This is a genomic window from Epilithonimonas sp. UC225_85, assembly GCF_042695135.1.
GTDB lineage: Bacteria > Bacteroidota > Bacteroidia > Flavobacteriales > Weeksellaceae > Epilithonimonas.
In genome coordinates, this window is the sequence record NZ_CP170547.1 from 1,961,896 (window position 1) to 1,986,184 (window position 24,289).

Below are 24,289 nucleotides of genomic sequence, written 5' to 3' on the forward strand. Positions count from 1 at the left end.
ATTTTAATATTTAACCTGAAGATTTTAAACTTTTATTTCTTCGGCATTTTTCACTGCAGTATTTTACGTCTTCCCAGTTTTTCTTCCACTTTTTGCGCCAGTTGAAAGGTAATCCGCAGACTTCACAAATTTTCGAAGGTAAGTTGGCGGGCATTTAATCAATAAAATTTTTATACTGATCAATGACAATGTCTTTCGCTTTCAGATCGTGCATCATATTATAAAGTCCGAAAAATGTTCTGTTGAGATAAATGAAATGTTTGGAACCTCTGTTTGTGTTCATTCCTTTCATATCGCTGATTTTGGCATAACGTTGACCCAGATCTGCAATTTCCTGAAAGAAAGATTCATCAGAAAAATCAAAGTTTTCAGCATTGAAGGGCCTTGTGAATAATTCCAAAAGTTCATAAAATAATTTGGTAAAGAATGTCTCTTCCTGTGGCGAATCGTCTGTTCTCAAAATCTCAAGCTGATAAAGTTTTTCTCTGAAAATCTCAGGATTATTCAGATTCTCTTTTTTAGCGAGTTCAAAATAAGGTTTATAAAAATCATCCGGAATTTCTTTGATGCAGCCGAAGTCAATCACAAGCAGTTGTTTATCATCGGAAATCAGGAAATTTCCCGGATGCGGATCGGCGTGGACCTGCTTCAAAACGTGCATCTGATACATATAAAAATCCCAAAGCGTTTGTCCGATTTTGTTCAGATCTTCCTGTGAATTATCCATTTTTGTGAATTCTGAGAAATGTTTTCCGTTCATCCAATCCATCGTGATGATTCTTTCACAGGAGAATTCAGGATAATATTTTGGGAACTGAAGATTCGGAAGATGTGCGCATTTTTCAGAAATATTCTGACTTCTTTTGAGTTCAAGATCATAATCTGTTTCCTCAAACAATTTATTTTCAACTTCCTGAAAGTAAGATTCGGAACCTTCTTTTTTGATGTTGAACATTTTCATTGCAATCGGTTTTACCATTTTCAGATCGCTGGAAATACTTTCTCTTACGCCTGGATATTGGATTTTCACGGCAAAGTCCTTATCATCTTTCTTAGCTTTATGGACTTGTCCGATACTTGCGGCGTTGACAGATTCTGTGGTAAATTCGTCAAAGATGTCTTCCGGATTTTTCCCGAAATATTTTCTGAAAGTCTTTTTTACCAAGGCTCCGGAAAGCGGCGGAACGGAAAATTGTGATAAAGAAAATTTCTCCACATAGGCCTGCGGAAGAATGTTTTTTTCCATACTCAGCATTTGAGCAACCTTCAAAGCAGAACCTTTTAGTTCTTTCAGAGAGTCATAAATGTCCGTTGCGTTATCTTCATTTAAAGTTTTCAGCGCTTCGTCTTCATTTTTGTCTTTTGTGATTTTGTTTCCGTAATATTTGATGTAATTAACACCGACTTTTGCACCTGCTTTCAGTAAACTGCTTGTTCTTTCTAATTTTCCTGTCGGTATTTTATTGAGTGTTTTCATTTAAATATTTCTATTTTTTATTAAAATCAGATTGATTTTTAAAGTTGAATTTTTCATCTAACTTTTTTTAAATTTTTCCTTGAATAAAAACTTTCCGAGATCCAAAACTTTCCGCAACGGTTCGTTGTCCATCAGTTCAAATCCAGTATCAATCGTCTTCTCGATATAGATATCTGTCTTTTCGAAAGAAGGCGAAGTGTCTTTTTTCCAGAACTCGATGGCAGAAACTAAATTTAGCCACAAAGCTTCTTCTCTTGCTTTTTCGTGAAAGTTTTTTATATTACCCTTAGATTTTTCTATCATTTCCCAATCGTTGAAATCTAATGTTTTGATAAAATTCCGATGTGTTTCTTTTAATTGATTGGAGATTTTTGCAGCATGTAATTTATCATTTCCGAGAAGCATTAATACCAATGATCGGTTCATCGTCATATTTTCGAAAAAGATGAAATAAACATTCAATAATTTTTCTTTCGAAGTCACTTCATCGGAATTATTGACCTCCGAAGCCAGTTCAACCGACTTATCAAATAGATTCACAAGCATCAGTTTTTCTATCTGCTCAAAGCTTGAAAAGTAGTTGTAAAAGTCTTTTTCTTCAAACCCATTGTCTTTGGCGAATCGGTAAATATTTTTAGGTCTTTCACCGTGATTCAAAATGTAATCGCCATACAGTTCAAATATTTTTTCTTCTGTTATCAAATTTTCCTGTTCCACTATAGATTTTATTTATGACAAATTTAGTAATTAATTTTACTAATTAAATAAATAAAGTATAAATTTGTACTATAATAATGATTCAAATTATAACTAATGTTGAAAATACAAGCTCAATCCAATATACCTACAGATTTTGGAATCTTTAAAGTTTATGCTTTTTCAGAAAGTGAAAATGACTGGAATCCTCATTTAGTCTGGGTTGCAGAGAAAACGGATTTTACAGATGTTATCAATGTGCGTTTCCATTCAGAATGCATTACAGGAGAAGTTTTTCATTCCAGAAAATGCGAATGCGGCCAACAACTGGATGCTGCGATGAAATTTGTTTCAGAAAATGGAGGAATAATCATCTACCTCAGACAAGAGGGAAGGAATATTGGAATTATTAATAAGCTGAAAGCTTATGCTCTTCAGGAAAAAGGTTTTGATACTGTAGAAGCCAATCTGAAATTGGGTCTGCCGGCAGACGGAAGAGATTTTGGCGTAGCAATTGAAATGCTTAAAATACTTGATGTCTCAAAAGTGAATTTATTAACCAATAATCCCGAAAAATTAAAGTCTCTTGAGGATAGCGGTATCTTGCTCAATAAAAGAATTGCACTTGAAATTGATTCAAATACCACCAATGAATCATATCTTATTAAAAAGAAAAATTATTTTGGGCATCTTTTAGAAAAGATATAAATGTTCTCATCGTTTCAGGACAATTTTGACATCAGGTCAAATCCATTTATTATGAAAAAAATCTTACTTACAGGAGCAACCGGCTATATCGGCAAAAGAATGATAAGCGTGATTACGGAGCAAGGCTACAAAGTAGTCTGCTGCAGCCGCGACGTCAGTCGTTTTTCTAAACCTGCAGGGATAAAAGATGAATTGATAGAAGTTGTAGAAGTAGATTTTTTAAAAGAGGAAACTTTAAAGAATATCCCGGACGATGTCTCTGGCGCTTACTATCTGATGCATTCTATGAGTGGAAGTGATGATTATGAAGAAGCAGAGAAAATCTGTGCCCGGAATTTTGTTTCGGCAATCGAAAAAACGCAGTGCGAGCATATCATTTATCTTTCCGGATTGGTCAATCAGAAAGAATTATCAAAACATTTGAACTCCAGATTTCAGGTCGAAAAGATTCTGATGAAATCTGCAGTTCCAACAACTGTTTTGCGTGCAGGAATCATCATTGGTTCCGGAAGTGCTTCTTTCGAAATCGTCCGGGATCTGGTAGAAAAACTACCTGTAATGGTGACTCCAAAATGGCTGGATACCAAATGTCAACCGATCGGTATTGCCAATGTTCTGGATTTTCTGATTTTCACTTTATTTAAAAAAGAAGCTTACAATAAAAATTTTGATATTGGCTGCGACGACGTACTCACTTATAAACAAATCCTTTTAGGCTATGCCAAGGTGAGAGGTCTGAAAAGAACTATTATCACATTACCAATAATGACGCCGAAATTATCGTCGTATTGGTTATATTTTATCACGTCAACTACTTATAGTTTGGCCAGTTCTCTTGTTGGAAGTATGAAAATTGAAGTGGTTTGTGATAAGGAAAGTTTAGATCAGATTAAAAAAATTACGGGTATTCATCCCTTTTCTTATGAACAGGCGCTGCAACGGACAATGGCGAAAATCCAGGCGAACGAAATACGGTCCAGCTGGAAAGACAGTTTTATCAGCAGCAGACATGATTCTTCACTCAAGGAATTCATAGAGGTGCCGCACTTTGGCTGTTTCAGGGATACCAGAAGTATGAAATATGATGACAGGGAAAAATGCCTTGACAGGGTTTTCAGTCTGGGTGGAAAAAACGGCTGGTACGGGCAAAATTTATGGAAGATAAGAGGGTTTCTGGATGTAATAGTTGGTGGTCCTGGTTTAAGAAGAGGCAGGACGCATCCGACACAGCTTCACGAAGGCGATGCTCTGGATTTTTGGCGTGTGATCTATGCCAATAGGGAAGAAGGGAAGCTTATTCTTTTTGCGGAAATGAAACTGCCGGGAGAGGCTTGGCTGATGTTCAAATTATACAGAGGAAAGCTCTGGCAGAAGGCTGTTTTCCGACCAAAAGGACTTTGGGGAAGATTGTATTGGTATTCTGTCTTGCCATTTCACGGACTTATTTTCAAAGGAATGTTGCGTAAACTAGCAACTAATCCTGTAGTATGAAAAAGTTTATACAATATTTATACTAAAATATAATTTCTCTTATTACTCACTTTAATTCAAAATCACGGATTTATTTTGCTTTAACTACCGTTGTTATAAAAACTTTTTTTTATATTTTTAAATTCATAATATCAAAATATTTAGAGATAAATGTCTGTTTTTCAGATGGTTTTAAGATTGTTTTTGATTGGCTGATTATTATTGAATATATAGTCTCTTTCGTTATAAGAAGACTAACTGAGCAATATTTTTAGCATAATTAATCTTTTATTATTGATTATTTTCATTCAATATTCTATTATTCCGTGTTTTAAAAATTCTGCTATTTCGGGATTAAAAAGTAATTCGATACATTTGAGGGTTAATACGTATGTAAAACATAATAGTTTTAGTTAAAAATTAGAATATTATTATCTCCGATATTACTTTACAGTTTAAATTAAGCCATCAATATTAGATTTTCCCGATCAATTCTAATTTTTATTTCACAAATGAGAAAGCTATATTATATTTTATTCTTATTAATTGCCTATCAGGTTACAGCCCAGGATAGCCTTGCAAAATACAAGTCTAAGGATTTGGCTGATAAAACTATTAATGCTGTACACTTTAGAAACAAGCCATTTCTATGGAAGGTTTACCTTGATGAGATGATTCGGAAAAAGCCTACAGATTCTTTAAAAGCGGATGTTTTTTATAATCTTGCCTGGGATCTATACAGGTATCGGGATTATGATTTGGATATTTCTATTGATCTGTTAAAAAAGGGGCTCATATTCTCAAAGAAAACGGATTACAAGCCGGTTACACTTTATTGTTTAGAAAGCCTGAGCACATTCTACGCTTTAAAAAATGATAATGAAAATGCCTTAAAATGCCTGGCTGAAATGAAAAAGATAGGCAGCAGAATTTCCGAGAAAAGTCCTCTTTACGTGACTTTTCAGGCAAGCACAGCCCGGGTATATTCTATAATAGGAGATTTTAAAACATCTATTTTCATAGTAAAAAAGGCAAATCAGGATATTGATAATTATATTTCAAAACACCCCGAATTACCAAGAGACAGTTTAGATGTGCTTAATTGGATCGAAGAAGGGAATTATGTACATTTAGCACAATCATACAATTACCAAAAACAATTGGATTCTGCATTTTTTTGTATCAAAAAGGCAAAAGAATATGAAAAGAAAAGATTCAATAAAAAACTTCAGAATAATATATGGGTTCAAGAAGCTTTTTATCTAATATTATCAAAAAAATATGACGATGCAGTTCATTTGATCGGAGAAGCAGAAAAAAAAGGTTATATCGATTCAAAAAACAAGCAGTACCGATCGTTGTATTATCTTGCTTTATCATCATACAGTAAAAAAGAGTATGCTAAATCACTTTCTTACTGTGAAAAAGCATTAGGAATTAATGTGAGGATAGCGTCATTTATGAATTTTGAACTTGAAATATATAATCTAGCAGTTTTAAATTCTGAAAAGCTTCATAATAGTAAAAAATTAACTTACTATTTGGGGAGATATAATCAAATTTCACGAAAATATGATTACCGTAATAAATCTAAATTTATCGCCAATATATATAGTCAGGATGTCTCATTAGTAAAACAAGAATTAGAATCACAGAAGTCAAATAAAAAGATTTTTGTGATGCTCTTTTTATTGATATTGATAGTTTGCTGCTATCTCTTATGGCATTATATAAAATTAAGACAGGATCGCAAAAAATTTGAAACCATCATTTCTTCATTTGAAAATAATGAACAAATTGAATTTCAACAGCAAGCTAATGACGATTTGGATGTCCCAGAGATAGCTCTATCATCTGTTATAGATAGAAAATCGATTAAAGTAAGTTCTGAGGTTGACGAAAGAATAATCAAACAGTTAGAAAAATTTGAGAAAAATGAGCGTTTTCTTTCCCCTAATATCTCTTTAAGCAATATGACAAGCGATTTCAATACAAATTCCGTGTACCTTTCGGCAGTTATTAAAAATCATAAGGGAAAATCTTTTAATAAATATATAAATGATCTCCGTATAGAATATATTATCAAAAAATTAAAAACTTCTCCGGAGTATTCTAATTACAAAATATCTTATTTGGCCGAAGAGTGCGGTTTTTCTTCTCATACAGTTTTTATAAGAATCTTTACAGAAAAAACTGGTCTTACACCATCTAAATTTTTAAATTTCTTAAAAAATGAATAATCTGAATTATAATTATTAATTATATAATAAATCCTTGAAAAACAACATATTAAACCATTGAAACCACTCCACAAATTTAGAATTTGTGGAGTGTTTCATTTTTAAGTTCATCTAAGTTATGCCTAACATTGCATCATAAATAATAACGAAATTTCATAGATGGATATCTAATTGATTATCATAAACCACAAATGATGAATTTTTAATAATATAGGCCTTTAATTCTCAAGTTTACCAAAAAAACACAAATGATGAATCTTTACCAAGGCCTATTTTATTAAAATAAAAACACAAATGATGAAAAAAAATTATACGCAATCTTTTCTTTTAATGCCTTTTATGATATGGGCACAAGTTGGAATCCGTACAACCACTTTATATTAAAAATATCACGCGAATACTAATTGAAAGACAGCTATAACTAGTTTATGCTGTTATTAAATGCTATATAGTTTTATAATTGATGGCACACGTATGTTTGCTTAATTTTTATTGTAGATAAGCAATTACAGTAAAAATTGAAATTATAACAAATCCTTACAATAATCATTTATCCTGGCAATAAACGAAATAACAAGGAAAAATAAAGATGAAAAAAAAGTTATTTAAAATCGGAGCCATTCTTGCCTTTTGGGTAAAGGATTCGTTATTTTTATTCTTTTTCATTTTTACCTTGCCGGTATTTGCTAATTCAATCTCTGTTAAGAATATTGATACGGAAGAGTTTCCGATAATATATGAAAATGATTCTATTTCCAATATATCTGCATCTTTAGAAATTGTAAAAATTTATGTCTCACCAGGTACAATAATTTACAACGCTGACGAAATCAGCAAAAATGTAGAGATTATACAAAATGAGAGCATCATAAAAAAAGATGTTGTAAAACCAAACAATTTAAGTCAGCCTAAAAAGGCATCAAAATTAAAAGTTCAAAAAGCTAAGAAACAAGAAAACACATACACGTCGAACATCCAGTTCAAACAACTTCCTTTTGAATCCAATACCATCTTCTCCAAAAGTGGAAGAGATATCGTAACGTTACCTTCTACAAATCCCCAGTTTAAAATGCTTGCATTGCTGGAGTGCTCGAATAATAATTTCTTTATTACTAAAAAACAAAAATTCACTTCACGATATTCCCTGAATTTCTCAGGTAATTTTTGCCTTTGGCAGATGCATATCCGCCCGCCGCCGGTAGTAAACATATCGCAGTTAGGTATAGGCATACATAGTTGATAAAAATTTATAACTTGAAATCAATAGTAAGTTTAGGACAGAACAATGATATTGAATTGGAAAATAATAGACATAAAAAATTCTAATCCATCTAAAAATGTATGTACACAAATGAATAAGCAATTACGAAGATTACAAGATTATTTTGGAAGTATGTATAAGAACGACGACAAAGCTGAAATCCAAATGCCAAACACAGACCGAAAAATAGTAAAAGTAAGTCTGGAAGCTGATAAAAGAATAATAAAAAAACTTGAAAAATTTGAAAGAAAACAACACTTTCTTTTGCCGGATATGTCTTTAAGCAATATGGCAAACATATTTAATACAAACACAACTTACCTTTCAGTAGTAATAAAAAACCATAAAAATTTAAATTTTAATGCTTATATCAATAATCTTAGGATAGACTATATCATCAACAAACTAAAAACGTCACCAAGATATTTGAATTATAAAATTTCTTATTTGGCTAAAGAATCTGGTTTTGGGTCGCATACTGTTTTTAGTAGAATATTTAAAGAAAAAACAGGACGGACGCCAGCGGAATTTATAGATTTAGTTAGAACTGGTGGGTCAGAATTATTATAATTGAACTTATTATTTTTAAGATTAAATATATGCTTTTTAAAGATTAAGTATTTGATAATTAATTAATTGAGCGTTTGTTTTGAATACAATAATATACAATTTAAGAAGTGCTTTTTTCAGAATAGTCAATTGACACTTATTATCGCTTGGTAAAAAAATAAACATAGGTTTATGATTATCATAAATCACTAAAAACGGTGTACTTTATGGATGGTTTAGAAATGATTATTATCCTTTCGTTTCTACGATACAGGTCAATACCAGACAACAACTGTTGCACTTCCTAACTTCTGTACTATCAGTAGAAATCTGGAATTTATTGTAATTGATATTTCTCAATATTAATAATTTCCAAGATTCCATAAATATCATATTTACGAAATCTTTTTTTTTTCTGTTATCAAATATTTTCTGCATTTCTTTTAATATGATTTATAGAAGGTTATTTGTATTTTAAGTCTATGGTTTTTAGTTTTTTAAGTGTTTTGTTTGTTTTCCGTTATTTCGATATTTATGGAGTGTTTTTTTTTCCAATCCTTTTTTTTATGCCTAATATCGTTTCTTATAAAAAGTTGGTAGCTGTTGTATTTTTTAAAAGAAAACTGCTGCACAAGCGTGAATTGGAATGTTTAAAGGATGACTTATGATAACGGAGATTATCCTCAGTCCATAGCAGACATTTCAATTCCTATAACTGAGATGATGGATATTATACAATTAAATGAGGTAATCCGGTAGCATCATATAATTTTAAGGAATTTAAAATAGCTCAGGGGAAACTCAAAACAACAATTATAACACATAATAATATGATGAAAATTAATATCAAAGACTTTCATATTGGATCTCTGATTCGGCAAGGTGTTACCGAAAGAGAGATAAAAGAGTCCCGCATTTGTAATTTTTTGAAGTGTTCCGAGCAGGAAATACAGCAGATGTACGAAGCAAAATCTTTGGACACAGAGATACTTTTGCGATGGTCCAAACTGCTGGAATATGATTTTTTTAGGATTTATTCCCAGCATCTCATATTGTATTCTCCACAAGGAAATACGAATTACAACGATGCACAAGACAAAAAACTCGTGAGTCTTCCCCAGTTTAGAAAAAATATATACACCAAGGAAGTCATAGATTTTATTCTGGAAAGAATAAAAGAAGGTAAAATGACAAAAACCGAGGTAATAAATAATTATAAAATACCAAAAACCACTTTGAACAAGTGGCTCAAAAAATATACAGAAAATTGGAATAAATAATTCAAAATGTCCTTTTCCTTTATTAATGTAAAAGTTAGAAAACTAAATTAAAATAAGCAAAAACACAATAATTAAAGTATTATGAAAATTAGTAACAGAAATGTTATCAGATTCCTTTTGAGAGTTCACATCGTAATATTGATATTAGCAATTATCTCTGCGATAGTTTTGATTCTACTTTCTCCGGAGATATTCGGAAAAATAAAATATGTACTATTTCTTTTGATTATATATAACATTTTCAAAATATCAAGACTCAAATATATTGATTATGAGAATTCCGGCGAGGTATTACTTTTAAAAAGTTATAATGTATTCAGGAAAAAGAATACTTTGAAAAATATAGAAATTCCTGTAGAAAAAGTGAGGAATATTCATTTGGAGAAGATATTTTTTATTAATTATTTGATTATCAATATACAAAGAGAAAACAATAAAAAAATACAGATTCATTTTCCTGTCAGTCACATGAAAAGGAAAGATCTTCTTACCATACAGTACACTTTCAAAAATGAATAGCCCATATTTCTAATCCCCGATTTTAATATTTTAATTTAATATCTGCCTATGCCAAATTATACTAATATTTACAGAGATCTTATTTTGGAGAAGTTTCCGGAAAAACTGGAGTCTGATGTAATCAAAAATTTCTTTTCAAAATCAGAACATTCTAATCTGGAAATCATCCGCGTGAATGATTTTATTTACAGTCATGCTACTACTTTTTATGAAAACCAAAGGCTCAAATCTTATGATAAAAAGAGTATTTTGAAAATACTGAAATACCAGAAAGCAAATGAACTCACCAATGTTTGTGTATCATTAGAATATAAACTTAGCCGAAATACAGTCGCAAAATGGAAAAAACTGTTTAGTAATGAATTGTAATCAATTCAGGTTTTTTTAAAGCATGAAGTCTGTAATTGTTGCAGGCTTTGTTTTAAATGATCATTATTAAAAATAAAAAATGGCCGGAACTTCTTCCGACCATTTTTGTTACCAGAAGGTAACTTTTAACAAAAAATAACTTAAACTTTATTTATTTCCACCCGCCTCCCAAAGCTCGGTAAAGGTCAACGATACTGCTGAGTCTCTCTCTTTTGATGGAAGCCAGATTCAATTCTGCCTGTAGTGAATTGGCTTGAGCCGTGATCACTTCCAGATAATTTGCCATTCCGCCTTTGTAAAGGAGTTCGGCACTTTTTATGCCGTCTTTCAACGTCGTCACTTGTTCCGAAGCTTTTACTTCCTGAGCTTTCAAATTTTCATTTGAAACCAAAGCGTCAGAAACTTCTCCCACAGCATTTAGAACAGATTGACGGAAAGCTAAGACATTCTTTTCTCTCTGGATTTTGGCAACAGCCAAATCGGTTTTCAATTGTCTCTTCTGAAAAATTGGCTGAGTGATTCCGCCTAAAACAGAACCGAACAATGATGCCGGAATCTGAAACCAATTATCAATTTTAAAGGAGTTCACACCGCCGTTTGCCGTGATTTTCAATGAAGGATACATATTTGCCTGAGCAATTCCCACGATCGAATTTGATTCCAATAAAACCAATTCCTGCTGACGAACATCCGGACGACGGCTTACCATCGCAGCCGGGATTCCTGCTGAAATATTTTGTGGTAATGATGAGTCGGACATTTCAATAGTTCTGCTGATTTTGTCCGGATTTTCGCCAATCAGAATACTCAGCGCATTTTCCTGAATTGCGATATTCTGTTCCAGTTGTGTGATCAAAAGTTCTGTCGATTCTGTTCTGGCTTTTGCCTGCTGAACGCCCAAAGAAGTCGTTTCTCCGCCTTTCCATATTTTCTCTGTAACATCCAAAGTATTTTTGCTAAGTTCCAGATTAGATTTCGCAACACTCATTTGTTTATCAAGCATCAACAGGTTATAATAACCTTGCGCAATTGCCGCAACAACTTGTGTTTGGATCGCTTTCGAAGCCTCATAAGTCTGCAGATACTGAACTCTGGAAACTTCCTGCTGATTTTTTATTTTTCCCCAGATGTCCGCTTCCCAACTTAAATTGAAGGCAGCATTGTAATCTTCAACATGACTTTTGCCTAAAAATAAATTAAGGCTTTGTCCATTCAAACTATTTTTTGAAGGTCTGGAAATCTGTCCTGAAACGCCAAAACTAATGTCAGGATATTGCAGATATTTTGCCTGATTTAGTCGTTCCTGAGAAGATGCAACTTGTTTAAGAGCGATTTGCAAATCGTAATTATTTTTAATTCCTTTTTCAATCAAATTTTGCAAGATCGGATCTTTGAAGAATTGTCTCCATTCCAGATCCGCAACACTCGCTGTGTCTGCTGTTGCCGTATATTTGAAAGTCTCCGGCAACTCTGGACTTACTTTTTCTAAAGCTAATTTTGGCATACAGGAAACCGCGCCTCCAGCGACTATTGCTGCCACCAAAATCTCTTTTATCTTAGTTATGATGTTCATTTATTTCTTTTTTAAATATAATTTAAGGCTGCCTTTTCTTTGTTAAGTTTACGTTTCTTTCTGCTTGGCATTTTCTCGTGCAGATATTGGAAGATGACATACATCACAGGGATGATGAAGATTCCAAATACAACACCCGTAAACATCCCACCAACAGTACTGATTCCAATCGAATGGTTTCCTTTTGCAGCAGCACCTTGCGACCAAACCAATGGCAACATTCCAATAATGAAAGCAAAAGATGTCATCAAAATCGGTCTCAAACGTAATCTCGATGCCTGTAAAGCAGATTCTATTAATGTCTTGCCTGCTTTTCTTCTTTGAACTGCAAATTCCACAATCAGAATCGCATTTTTTGCGAGCAATCCGACAAGCATAATCAATCCAACCTGAACATAAATATTATTATCAATTCCGGCCAATCCTGTAAACGCATACACTCCGAAAATACCTGTAGGAATCGTCAAAATAATAGCGAAAGGCAGAATGTAACTTTCGTACTGTGCAGCTAACAAGAAATACACAAACAAAATACTCAACATAAAAATGAAGGCAGTCTGTCCGCCGGTTTGTCTCTCTTCACGCGTGATTCCTGTCCATTCGTAGCCGTAACCTCTTGGAAGTGATTTCTTAGCAGTTTCTTCCACCGCTTTGATTGCATCTCCGGTACTGTAACCTGGTTTCGGTGTTCCGTTGATTGTCACTGCATTAAACAAATTATTTCTTGTCACGGTTTCCGGTCCGAAAGATCTTTTCAATGTTACTAAAGTCTTAACCGGAACCATTTCGCTTTGGATATTTTTAACATAAATTCCTTCAAGTGAATTCGCATCCGTTCTGTAAGGAATATCGGCCTGAGCCATCACTCTGTAATATTTTCCGAATCTATTGAAATCCGAAACGAAACTACTTCCGTAATAGATCTGCATCGTCTGCATCAAATCGGTTACAGAAACCCCTAACTGATTGGCTTTATCCGCATCAACCTGAATGGTATACTGAGGATTTCCTGCCGCATAAGTTGTAAATGCAAATGCAATTTCCGGACGTTTCATCAATTCTCCAATGAAAGCCTGAGTCGTAGTCCCTAATTGTTCAAGAGAACCGTTGGTTTTATCCTGAAGCATAAATTCGAATCCGGAAACGTTACCAAAACCCTGAACAGTAGGGAAGTTGAAAAAGAAAGCACTGGCATCTTTTACCTGAGACACCTTCCCGGTCAATCCTGCTGCGATCTGATCCGGATCTTTTACATCGCCACGATCTTCGTAATCTTTAAGTTTAATAAAACCGGCAGAATAAGGTGATGCATTGGCATTACTGATGAAATTCAGACCATCGGCTACCCAAAGGTGATTGGTGGCTTTTTCTCCTTGCACGATTTTATCAATCTGTTTTGTTGCTTTGTTTGTTCTTTCTAATGAACTTCCCGGAGGCGTGTTCACAGCATATAAAACAAAACCTTGATCTTCTGTTGGGATAAATCCTGATGGGGCTTTATTTACTAAGAAAACTGTAATAGCAGTGATCAATACAAGTCCGACGACACCGACCCATTTGTTCTTGATTAAGAATTTGAGACTGTAAATATATTTTCTGGTCAGGTTATTAAAACTCGTATTGAAAGCGTTAAAAAATCTTGAACCAAATCCCGTCTTTTTATGATGCTCGCCGTGTTCTCCCTGAGGGTCATTCAGTAATAGTGCACATAAAGCTGGACTCAATGTCAATGCATTAACAGCAGAAATTAAGATCGCAATGGCTAAAGTGAAGGCAAACTGTCTGTAGAAAACGCCCGCCGGACCTTGCATAAATCCAACCGGAATAAATACTGCAGACATTACTAGAGTGATGGAGATTATCGCTCCCGAAATTTCACTCATCGATTCTCTTGTTGCCTGATCTACTGGTAATCCTGTGTGTTCCATCTTGGAATGGACAGCTTCCACAACCACAATTGCATCATCGACGACAATTCCAATGGCGAGAACCAAAGCAAACAAGGTCAACATATTGATACTGAATCCAAATAAATTCAGGAAGAAAAATGTACCGATAATAGCCACCGGAACCGCAATCGCCGGAATCAAAGTCGATCTGAAATCCTGAAGGAAAATAAATACAACGATGAAAACCAAAATAAATGCGATCACCAAAGTTTCCACAACCTGATGAATAGATGCATCCAAAAAGTCTTTGGAGTTGTACATAATGATCGGTTTCACACCTTTCGGCAATGTCGTTTTGAATTCTTCAACCTGTCTTTCAACTTCAGTTAAGATCTCATTGGCATTAGATCCAGCAGTTTGTAAAATTGCAAAACCAGCAACTGGTTTACCATCAACTCTATTCGCTGCTGTGTAACTGTACGATCCGAATTCTACTCTTGCAACATCTTTTAATCTTAGGAAAGAACCATCGCTATTTGATTTGACAACGATATTTTCGTAGTCTTCGTTCTTGTTTAATTTCCCTTTATATTTTAAGATATATTCGTAAGTTTCCTTGCTTCCCTGACCAAAACGTCCCGGCGCAGCTTCAAGATTACTGTTTTTGATAGCAGCTAAAACTTCCTGAGGCGATAGATTGTTATCTGCCAAACGATCCGGTTTCAGCCAGATTCTCATCGAATAATCCTTAGACCCAAAAACCTGAGCCTGAGCAACTCCCGGAATACGCTGAAGCTGCGGAATGATGTTGATCTTCATATAGTTCTGAAGGAAAAGCTCGTCATATTGTTTTGGATCGTCACTCGTGATTCCCATAAACATAATGAAACTGTTCTGAACTTTCTGAGTCGAGATTCCCGCCTGAACAACCTCTTGCGGAAGCTGGCTCATCGCTTTGGAAACCCGGTTTTGAACATTTACTGCTGCATTATCCGGATCTGAACCTTGTTTGAAATAGATACTCAACGTCATCGATCCATCGTTACTGGAATTGGATGTCATATAAGTCATATTCTCCACACCATTCACTGCTTCCTCGATTGGATTGGCAACAGAACGGGCGACAACTTCGGCATTTGCTCCTGGATAAGACGCCGTTACCTGAACGCTTGGCGGTGCAATGTCGGGGAACAATGTGATCGGCAATTGGAAAACCGAAAGTAATCCCAACAATAATAAGATAATCGAAATAACCGTTGAGAGTACCGGTCTTTCTATGAATTTTTTGAACATAAGAAGTATAGTTTTAGTCTTCTGTTAATATTTGAATTACAAAGGTGTAGCTGTAAATAAGCTGTCAGAAGAGATCATTTTTGGTTTGATAGGGACGCCGTCTTTTAAACTGCCCAAACCTGTAAATACGATCTGATCACCTTTTTTAAGTCCTTCGGAAATGAAATAATAATTGTCGGTTTTTCCGGAAATAGTAACTGGTTTGCTGGTCACCGTTTTGTCTTTTCCAAGCACATAAACGTAGGTTTTATCCTGAATTTCGAACGTTGATTCCTGAGGAATGACCAAGGCATTTGACATCAATTGAGGCATTCTTACTTTTCCGGTATTTCCGCTTCTAAGCGTTCCGTTTGGATTTGGGAACGTTGCACGAACCGTTATGGCACCAGTGCTTTTATCAAATTGTCCGTCGATCATTTTCATTTTTCCCTTTTCGGAATAAGTCGTGTTATCAGCAATTACAAGATCAACCAAAGGCATATTTCTCATTTTTTCTTCAAGCGTTGCACCGACATATTTCTTTTGGAAAGCGATGAAGTCGATTTCACTGATGGAGAAGTAAGCGTATATTTCGCTGATGTCTGAAACGAAAGTCAGTGGAGTAGCGTCAGTTTTGGAAATTAAACTTCCTTTTTTGTAAGGAATTCTTCCAAGATAGCCGCTGACAGGCGCTGTAATCGTTGTGAATCCATTTGTAATTCTGGAACCGCTCAAAGCTGCTTTTGCCTGGGCCGCTGTTGCCACTGCGACTGCGTAATTGGCTTTAGCAGTTTTCAGCTGAACGTCGGAAACCACTTTTTCAGCAACCAAAGTTGTGAGCCTGTCAACTTCCACTTTCATTTTCTGAATGTTGGCGTTTGCGGCTTGTAGATTTGCGCTTGACATATTCACCTGTTCGCCGTAAGATCTGGAATCTATTTTGAATAAAGGCTGGCCCGCTCTTACAAAAGCGCCTTCTTCCACATAGATTTTGTCAAGATAGCCATCGACCTGAGATCTGATCTCAACATTATTTTTTCCTTCCAAAGCAGCTGGGAATTCCTGAAAAGTGGAGGTATTAGAAGTAATAACTGTGTAAACAGGCAGTTCCGGAGGTGGCGGTGCTCCTGCGCCTTCTGCCGCTTTTGTGCAGTTTTGCAAAAGTATAATACTTGATAGAAGTACGATAAATTTTATTTTAGTAATAGTTTTCATTTGAAGATGAATTTAGATTAAGTTAGATATGTTCTTATTAATTTTATAGATATTTTTCCTAACAGTGTTAATGATTTGTTCAAAAAAATATAACATTCGGTGGTGTTTAGATTGTTGTTTCCATAATAGTTTAATTTAATTATTATACTTAAAATTGCTAGTATAGCTAATGGTGTTAATGATTTATAACAATTTGATCCAGTAGAAAAGTTCAAAAAATAAAAAATCCTATTTTAATTTAATGTTAATTTTCCTAACGGTGTTAATCTTTAAATCAAAAAAATTTACAATGATTTAATGAATGCTGAAACCGTCTCGTCCAGCGTCGTTTTATTCATTGTAGAAGGAATATCTGCATTTCTCATCATCATAATAGAGATTAATCCGTGAACTGCTGAGAACAAAGCGTGAGAGGAGTGGCAGGCATTATCCGGATTAGATCCTTTTTTCTGGATAATCTCAAATGTACATTCGTAAATCATATCCTGGAACGAGGAAAACTCTTCCTTCATCATTCCTTTTCCGCTACACTGCATTCCAAGTCCAAACATCAGCTGGTAATATTCTTTGTTCTTAAAAGCGAATTTCCAGTAAGCATCCACAATTGCCGTTAGTTGATCTTCCGGTGTCTCGTGCTTTTTCTGTGCTTTCAGTAGCTCGATGTGCAATTGATGAAAACCATTTAAAGAGATTTCATACAAAATCGCTTCTTTGTTCTCAAAATAATCGTAAACAACCGGAGCACTGTACTCAATAGCATCTGCAATTTTACGAATAGAAAGTGATGCCCAACCCTCTGTTTTAGCCAAATTGAAAGCTTCCTGCAAAATATTTGCACGGATAGATTCCTTTTCTCTTTGACGACGTTCGTGTAAGCCCATTATTTCATTTTTCTAACAGCGTTAGCAAAACTACAACTAAAACTTAATAAGTACCAAATGATTTTTAATTTTTAACATTATGTTATCATAATATTATTCCGAAAGATGATTTGCAGTTAGCCATTTGGGGAAATCTTTATCGGTCAACTGGTCTGCAAAATCAATGTACCAGCTGTATCCGTTTCTTCTTTCGTCTGAGATTTCTTTGTAATTATATTTAACACTGCCGTCACGGTCGCCAAAAATAGGAGTGTTGGTTTTAATATCATAAAATCTTGCCCAAACGACTGAGTTTTTCTCTTTTTCCAGAACTCTAACCCTTTTCCCGTTCAGATCCTTAACTCTATAACTGTAACCTTCAATTTTATTCTGCTTGAACCATTTTACGGCACTTTTTATTGATTTTTCAATTGCTGGTTTCACTGGCTGCATCATTAAGAATCTTACAATCCCCACAGACTCGCCGGTTGCTAAAGAAATTGGTTCAAACGCCCGGGCTTTCGCTGGTTGAAGTGTAATTTCATCATATTGATCCGCCCAGATTGTCGGAACTCCGTTTTGCAGAACCTGATTTTTCAGGATACAGTCGATTCCTTTTTTGAGTGCCGTTTTTGATTTTAATTTTAATTCAGAATTTACAGCATCAAAATCGTTTTTACCTTCCGATATATTATATAGAACAGTCAAAGCATTGATCATCGCATTATCATTATAAGTGATCTGCTTTCTGTAAATAGCTGTGTTGGGATAATATTGAGGGAATCCGCCGTTTTCATACTGCATCGTAATCAGATATTTAATTCCTTTTTCGGCGGCAGAAAGATAGGCGGGATTTTTAGCTGCCTTATAAGCTTTGATTAATATATTGATTTCTCTGGTTGTTGCATTGTTGTCGATAGTTGCATGCTCATCGCCGGTTGCTTTTATTTTTTCTAATAATTTTTGGTCGAGTGGCAATTTATAATTCACAGCGATTCCATCATTCAGCTGTTTTCCCCAGGCGCCGTTTGGTAATTGATAAAGCAGTAATTTTTCTGCTAAGGTATCTTTTATTTGTCCGAAAGTTAATCCTGCTAAAAGTGAAAACAATAAGGAAATAAGTTTTTTTCTCATTTTTTAATGCTTAATTAAGTTTTTGAGTAATTGAAGTAGCCATTAGTTTATTGCGTTAAAATTACAATGAAATATTTTGCGGTAACCTAAATTTTTTCAGAATTTTAATCCACATGAGAGAGCAGGATACTGGAAGCTCCCGAAATGTATATTTTTATTTTTGTTAATTCGTTTAATTAAAATAATTCAGAATTTACTGAAACGAGATATGAAATTTCAAAATACATCCAGGATTCTTTGGTCCTTGTACATACTTTTTTTGTTTTCAACAAGCTTAAAAGCTCAGGATAAATTTCCCGATGGAACGGCAATCCCAAAATGGTTTAAAGAAAACAAACCAACAGACATCAACAAATTAGGTAAAAAATATATCCTTACAGAAAATGGTGTGAAGAACGACAGCACAATTCTCCAGACAAAACAACTTCAGGCAGTCATTGATTTGGCGGCGAAAAATGGAGGAGGAGTTATCATTGTACCAAAAGGAACTTTTCTTATCAGTTCGGTTTTTTTTAAGCAGGGAACGCATTTATATTTAGAAAACGATGCAAAATTAAAAGGAAGCGATGATATCAATGACTTTCCTGTAGTAATGACCAGAATGGAAGGTCAGACGGTAAAATATTTTCCGGCTTTAATCAATGCTGATGGATTAGACGGTTTTACTATCTCAGGTAAAGGAACACTCGACGGAAATGGACTTCGCTTCTGGAAATCATTCTGGAAAAGACGCGAATGGAATCCCAAATGTACCAATATGGATGAAATGAGACCTCGTATCATTTATATTTCAAATTCTAAAAATGTACAAATTGAAGGAATTACCGTAAAAAATTCACCTTTCTGGAGCACGCATTATTATAAAAGTCAATTCGTGAAATTATTGAATTTAACAATTTTAGCTCCGAAAGAACCCGTAAAAGCACCAAGTACAGACGCCATCGACATTGATGCTTGTTCTAATTTCTTGGTTAAAAACTGTTATTTATCAGTAAACGACGACGCCATTGCATTGAAAGGCGGAAAAGGTCCAAAAGCCGATAAAGACCCAAATAATGGTGAAAACAGAAACATTATCATTGAAAACAATACTTTCGGATTCTGCCATTCTGCATTGACTTGTGGAAGCGAATCGATTCACAATTATAATATCATTTTCAGAAATTCGACAGTGAATGATGCATCGAGATTATTACATTTGAAAATGCGTCCGGACACTCCGCAACACTACGAATACATCACCGTTGAAAACATTAAAGGTAACGTAAAAACTTTCCTGTATGTAAAAGGATGGAGCCAGTTTTTTGATTTGAAAGGAGAAGAAGCACCGAAAAGAAGATTAGCAAATAATATTGTCTTAAAAAATATCGACATCAGTTGTGAAACGGCTTTCGATATTGAAAAATCCGACCTGTACGAATTGAAAGATTTTACTTTTGAAAATCTAAATATTAAAGCTTTAAAACCTAAAGAGGAAAACTTGGATGCGATTGAAAATTTGAAAAAAATTAAAGTAAACGTTACCAAAGTAGCTTCTTTAGGTCAATCATACGATAAAAAAGACGATTCTGACGAAGGCAAAAAATAATGAATGATTCTTCCAAAATATTCTTCCTGTTATGTTTGTGCTTCCAATTGTTGCATGCTCAAAGTAAGGAAATTCAATTCCTGAGCGGGACAGATTCTGAGCATACAAAAGAATGGGATTTTTGGATAACCGGAGGTCGGAAATCCGGAAATTGGGATAAAATTAAGGTTCCTTCACAATGGGAACAGCAGGGATTTGGCTCGTACAATTACGGCAGAGATTATGTGACCTATGGCAAAAATTTTAAGTTTAATGATGAAGTAGGAGTCTACAAACACAAATTTCAGGTTCCAAGTTCATGGAAAGGAAAATCGATCAATATCGTTTTTGAAGGCTCAATGACCGATACAGAAGTGAAAATTAACGGAAAGCTTGCCGGAGAAATTCACCAAGGAGCTTTTTACGAATTTAAATATGATATTTCAGATAAATTAAATTTCGGAAAAGAAAATATTCTCGAAGTTAAAGTTTCTAAAATGTCAGCCGACAAATCTGTCAACAATGCAGAACGTCTTGCTGATTACTGGATTTTAGGAGGAATTTTCAGACCGGTTTATCTCGAAGCAACTCCAAAAGAAAATATATTATCGACATCAATTGATGCAAAAGCAGACGGAACTTTTCGTTCCAATATTCATTTAAAAGGAATTGAATCTGCCAATAATTTAAAAGTAGAATTATTTGATGCTAAAAATATTCTGATTGGAGAATCTCAAGTTAAAATCGACAAAGGAGATACTTTAAAACAAATCCAGTTTTCCGTTAAAAATCCCAAATTTTGGACGGCAGAAACTCCGAATTTATACAAAGCAAAATTCACTTTAAAGAAAAATAAAAAAGAAATCTTTCAAACCGAAGAAAAATTCGGTTTCCGAACGATTGAAATCCGAAAAGGCGACGGAATTTACATCAACGGAACCAAAATCAAGATGAAAGGCATCAACCGACACGTTTGGTGGCCGGAAACTGGTCGAGCCGTCAGTAAAAACATCGATTTAATGGACGTTCAGCTCATCAAAGAAATGAATATGAATGCCGTTCGCTGTTCGCACTATCCGCCCAATAAATCATTTTTAAAAATTTGCGATTCTTTAGGATTGTATGTTTTGGATGAGCTCGCAGGCTGGCAAAAAAAATACAGCACTGAAGTTGGCAAAAAGCTCGTTCGAGAAATGGTTACAAGAGATGCCAATCATCCGTCAATCATTTTCTGGAGCAATGGAAACGAAGGCGGACATAATTTTGATTTGGATAAAGAATTTGCAAAATATGACTTATCAAATCGTCCAGTAATTCACGCGCATCACAAACCGGGAAATGCTTTCAACGGCATCGACTGCAATCATTACGAGGATTATTACAGCACCAAAAAAATTCTCGAAGGAGAAAATATTTATATGCCAACCGAGTTTCTTCACGCGCAGGATGATGGCGGTGGTGGAACTTCTTTAGCCGATTACTGGGAACTTCACTGGAACTCAAAAAAAGGTGCTGGAGGTTTTATTTGGGCGTTTGCAGATGAAGGTTTGGTGAGAACCGATTTTAATAATCAGATTGATGTAAATGCGATCAATGCTCCGGATGGAGTTGTGGGTCCGCATCGTGAAAAAGAAGGAAGCTTTTATGCGATCCGCGAAATTTACAGTCCGGTAAAAATTGATTTGAAAACATTACCGAACGATTTTAATGGGACAATCCCCGTTGAAAACCGCTATCATTTTACCAATTTAAATGAATGTCAGTTTGAATGGAAATTAATCAAATTTAAAACTCCTTTTTCTTCAGAATCTGGATTTGATGTCATTCAAAAAGGAAAAGCAGAATCTCCGAATATTAAACCGACGGAAAAAGGAAATATTAACTTAAACCTTCCTTCAAACTGGAAAGAAAGTAAAGGTTTAATGTTGACCGCAACCGATTCTTTCGGAAAGGAAATTTATACCTGGACTTGGAAAATTAACTATAATGATGATATTTCAAAACAGTTTTCTAAGACTTTAACCAAAGAATTTTCGGTTTCAGTTATAGAAAATGATTCATTATTTATTTTAAAATCAGACGAAAAAGAATTTTCATTCGGGAAAAAAGATGGATTATTAAAGTCAGTTATTTTAGATAAAAAAGGTAAGAAAATAACCTTCAGAAACGGACCGGTTTTCGCGAACGGAAAAACAGAATTATCATCTATAAAATCTTTTGCAGAAGGACAAAATCAAGTTATTCAAATTTCCTACAAAGACGGAAAAAAAGCAGTCTGGAAATTGAATCCGAATGGTATTTTAGAATTAAATTATGAATATTCGCTTTCCGGAGACTACCAATTTGCAGGTGTAAGTTTTGATTATCCTGAAAATTATGTCATCAGCGCAAAATGGCTGGGCAAAGGCCCTTATCACGTGTGGAAAAACCGTACTCAGGGACAGACTTATAATGTTTGGCAGAATTTGAAAAACTCAACCCGGACTGGTTTTTCACCTTGGATTTATCCTGAATTTAAAGGATATTATGATGATGTTTCGTGGTTGCAATTAGACACTGCAGAAGGTAAAATTACGATAGGAACAAAAGAAGAAAAGATGTTTGTAAGACTCTTTGATTTTTATGGAATTTACGGTGCCGAAGGTTATCCGAAATTGCCGAGCGGAAATATTTCATTTTTAGATGCAATACCGTCTTTGGGAACTGTTTTAGCGTTTAACATTAATGATAAAACCGAATCTTTAGGACCGGAAAGTGAACTGAACAATCTCAACGGAACTTTCAAAAGAACGCTTTATTTCTATTTTGGTTTACCGGATTTAGGGGATGAAAATAAACAGTTTACAATGCCGAAAGAAAATATTTTAACAGATTAATGATGAAGAATTGGATAAAATTTTTGACGCTTTTCTTAGGTTCGCTTTTGTTTGCACAACAGACGACTTTCAAGTTTGATTTTGGCACAAACAGAACCGAAAATGGATTTATTCCAATCACTTCAACTTCAAAATTTGACAAAAAAATCGGCTACGGATTTATGGATGTTTCTGGTTTGAAATCCGTTGACAATGGAGGAAATGCATTGACAGGAGACTATATCACCAGCGACAAACCTTTCTATTTTTCGGTGGCAATTCCTGAAGGAAATTATGATATTCAACTGAATTTAGGTGATACAAAAGGAACTTCGGAAACAACAGTTCGTGTCGAAAACCGTCGATTGATGTTGAGTGATATCAAAACAAAACAAGGCGAAGTTATCGAAAAACAAATCACAGTTCATGTAAAAGACAGCATTATCCGAAATCAGGAAGGCGCTCAAATCGGAATTGTAAAATTAAAACCGAGAGAAAAAAAATACCTGCATTGGGATAATTTATTGACAATCGAATTCAACGATAAAGCACCGAAAGTTGCCGCAATTACCATTCAGCTAAACACAGCAGCCAAAACCATTTACATCACTGGAGATTCTACAGTCGTTGATGCACAGTACGAGCCTTGGGCGTCTTGGGGACAAATGTTTCCTTATTTTCTGGTTCCAAATCAGGTTGTCGTTGCGAATTATGCCGAAAGTGGCGAAACGTTGAAAGCCTTTGAAGACCGCCACCGAATTGATAAAATCTGGAATAAAATAAAACCCGGAGATTATCTCTTTATTGAGTTTGGACACAATGATCAGAAGTCTGGAAACAGTACAAAATCCGGCTACAGAAAAAGATTAACAGAGTGGATTCATAAAGCCAAACAATTGGGAGCAATTCCTGTTTTGGTCACCTCAATGAACCGTCATGTTTTCGATGAGAATAATAAAATCGTCAATACTTTGGATGATTTTCCGGATGCGATGCGAGAAATTGCAAAAACGGAAAATGTATATTTAATCGATTTAAATACAATGAGCAAAACGCTTTTTGAAGCGATGGGACCGGAAAATTCTAAGAAAGCGTTCGTTTATTATCCTGCAAACAGCTATCCTAATCAGCCGACAGCTTTGGCGGATGATACACATTTTAATACTTATGGCGCTTACGAATTGGCAAAATGTTTCGTGAAAAGTATTGTCGATCAAAAGTTACCTTTGAGTAAATTTGTTTCCAAAAATTACAAAGGTTTTGACCCAAATAAACCCGATGCTGTTGAAGATTTTCATTGGCCGGAAAGCATTTTTATGGAATCTTTGAAGCCTGATGGAAATTAATAAAATAAG

20 protein-coding genes are annotated in these 24,289 nt (G+C 34.6%); 11 read left to right on the top strand and 9 right to left on the bottom strand.

All coding sequences use genetic code 11. The annotated features are described in order from the left end of the window. Positions 1–10: 10 nt before the first annotated feature. From ACFJGY_RS09100 to ACFJGY_RS09110, 3 genes are read right to left on the bottom strand one after another with little or no spacing between them, the layout of a single operon-like run. Positions 11–154 (bottom strand): DUF2256 domain-containing protein, encoded by a 144-nt coding sequence (locus ACFJGY_RS09100; RefSeq protein ID WP_379963104.1) that lies wholly within the window; start codon positions 152–154, stop codon positions 11–13. Continuing rightward, positions 155–1,477 (bottom strand): ABC1 kinase family protein, encoded by a 1,323-nt coding sequence (locus ACFJGY_RS09105; protein WP_379963106.1) that lies wholly within the window; start codon positions 1,475–1,477, stop codon positions 155–157. It lies immediately after the preceding gene. A gap of 57 nt (positions 1,478–1,534) precedes the next feature. Continuing rightward, positions 1,535–2,194: a TetR/AcrR family transcriptional regulator gene (locus ACFJGY_RS09110; RefSeq protein WP_379963108.1), complete on the bottom strand. Its 660-nt coding sequence runs from the start codon at positions 2,192–2,194 to the stop codon at positions 1,535–1,537. A 96-nt stretch (positions 2,195–2,290) separates the two neighbouring features. On the opposite strand from ACFJGY_RS09110, the gene ribA reads away from it, so the two are divergent. From ribA to ACFJGY_RS09135, 5 genes are all read left to right on the top strand, one after another. After that, positions 2,291–2,881, top strand: a complete 591-nt coding sequence (gene ribA, locus ACFJGY_RS09115) for a GTP cyclohydrolase II (protein WP_379963110.1) — start codon at positions 2,291–2,293, stop codon at positions 2,879–2,881. A gap of 51 nt (positions 2,882–2,932) precedes the next feature. Next, on the top strand, positions 2,933–4,372 hold the full coding sequence (locus ACFJGY_RS09120; RefSeq protein ID WP_379963112.1) for an SDR family oxidoreductase: 1,440 nt from the start codon (positions 2,933–2,935) through the stop codon (positions 4,370–4,372). Between the two features lie 491 nt (positions 4,373–4,863). Further along, a complete protein-coding gene (locus tag ACFJGY_RS09125; protein ID WP_379963114.1) occupies positions 4,864–6,591 on the top strand; it encodes a helix-turn-helix domain-containing protein in 1,728 nt (575 codons plus the stop codon). A 589-nt stretch (positions 6,592–7,180) separates the two neighbouring features. Continuing rightward, entirely contained in the window at positions 7,181–7,831 is a 651-nt protein-coding gene (locus ACFJGY_RS09130; RefSeq protein WP_379963116.1) for a hypothetical protein, read from the top strand. A gap of 111 nt (positions 7,832–7,942) precedes the next feature. After that, positions 7,943–8,422, top strand: coding sequence for a helix-turn-helix domain-containing protein (locus ACFJGY_RS09135; RefSeq protein WP_379963118.1), 480 nt, complete (start codon positions 7,943–7,945; stop codon positions 8,420–8,422). Positions 8,423–8,650: 228 nt separating this feature from the next. On the opposite strand, the gene ACFJGY_RS09140 is transcribed toward ACFJGY_RS09135, so the two are convergent. Continuing rightward, a complete protein-coding gene (locus ACFJGY_RS09140) occupies positions 8,651–8,839 on the bottom strand; it encodes a hypothetical protein (RefSeq protein WP_379963120.1) in 189 nt (62 codons plus the stop codon). Between the two features lie 401 nt (positions 8,840–9,240). Here ACFJGY_RS09140 and ACFJGY_RS09145 point away from each other — a divergent pair, with 401 nt between their 5' ends. From ACFJGY_RS09145 to ACFJGY_RS09155, 3 genes are all read left to right on the top strand, one after another. After that, on the top strand, positions 9,241–9,681 hold the full coding sequence (locus ACFJGY_RS09145) for a transposase (protein ID WP_379970153.1): 441 nt from the start codon (positions 9,241–9,243) through the stop codon (positions 9,679–9,681). 81 nt (positions 9,682–9,762) lie between these two features. Then, entirely contained in the window at positions 9,763–10,200 is a 438-nt protein-coding gene (locus tag ACFJGY_RS09150; RefSeq protein ID WP_379963122.1) for a hypothetical protein, read from the top strand. A 48-nt stretch (positions 10,201–10,248) separates the two neighbouring features. Then, complete coding sequence (locus ACFJGY_RS09155; RefSeq protein WP_379963124.1) at positions 10,249–10,569, top strand: helix-turn-helix domain-containing protein; 321 nt, start codon at positions 10,249–10,251, stop codon at positions 10,567–10,569. A 151-nt stretch (positions 10,570–10,720) separates the two neighbouring features. Here the strand turns inward: ACFJGY_RS09155 and ACFJGY_RS09160 are convergent, their stop codons facing one another. From ACFJGY_RS09160 to pelA, 5 genes are all read right to left on the bottom strand, one after another. Continuing rightward, positions 10,721–12,142, bottom strand: coding sequence for an efflux transporter outer membrane subunit (locus tag ACFJGY_RS09160; RefSeq protein WP_379963126.1), 1,422 nt, complete (start codon positions 12,140–12,142; stop codon positions 10,721–10,723). A gap of 11 nt (positions 12,143–12,153) precedes the next feature. After that, on the bottom strand, positions 12,154–15,324 hold the full coding sequence (locus tag ACFJGY_RS09165) for an efflux RND transporter permease subunit (protein ID WP_379963128.1): 3,171 nt from the start codon (positions 15,322–15,324) through the stop codon (positions 12,154–12,156). Positions 15,325–15,360: 36 nt separating this feature from the next. Beyond that, positions 15,361–16,518: an efflux RND transporter periplasmic adaptor subunit gene (locus ACFJGY_RS09170; protein ID WP_379963130.1), complete on the bottom strand. Its 1,158-nt coding sequence runs from the start codon at positions 16,516–16,518 to the stop codon at positions 15,361–15,363. A gap of 284 nt (positions 16,519–16,802) precedes the next feature. Beyond that, positions 16,803–17,399 (bottom strand): TetR/AcrR family transcriptional regulator, encoded by a 597-nt coding sequence (locus ACFJGY_RS09175; protein ID WP_379963132.1) that lies wholly within the window; start codon positions 17,397–17,399, stop codon positions 16,803–16,805. A gap of 93 nt (positions 17,400–17,492) precedes the next feature. Beyond that, entirely contained in the window at positions 17,493–18,512 is a 1,020-nt protein-coding gene (pelA, locus tag ACFJGY_RS09180) for a pectate lyase (RefSeq protein ID WP_379963134.1), read from the bottom strand. Positions 18,513–18,720: 208 nt separating this feature from the next. Between pelA and ACFJGY_RS09185 the strand changes: the two genes are divergently transcribed. From ACFJGY_RS09185 to ACFJGY_RS09195, 3 genes are read left to right on the top strand one after another with little or no spacing between them, the layout of a single operon-like run. Next, a complete protein-coding gene (locus ACFJGY_RS09185) occupies positions 18,721–20,100 on the top strand; it encodes a glycoside hydrolase family 28 protein (RefSeq protein ID WP_379963136.1) in 1,380 nt (459 codons plus the stop codon). Beyond that, a complete protein-coding gene (locus ACFJGY_RS09190; RefSeq protein WP_379963138.1) occupies positions 20,100–22,955 on the top strand; it encodes a glycoside hydrolase family 2 TIM barrel-domain containing protein in 2,856 nt (951 codons plus the stop codon). Before ACFJGY_RS09185 ends, ACFJGY_RS09190 begins: the two co-directional genes overlap by 1 nt. Positions 22,956–22,957: 2 nt before the next feature. Continuing rightward, positions 22,958–24,280, top strand: coding sequence for a rhamnogalacturonan acetylesterase (locus ACFJGY_RS09195; protein ID WP_379963140.1), 1,323 nt, complete (start codon positions 22,958–22,960; stop codon positions 24,278–24,280). Positions 24,281–24,289: the final 9 nt, after the last annotated feature.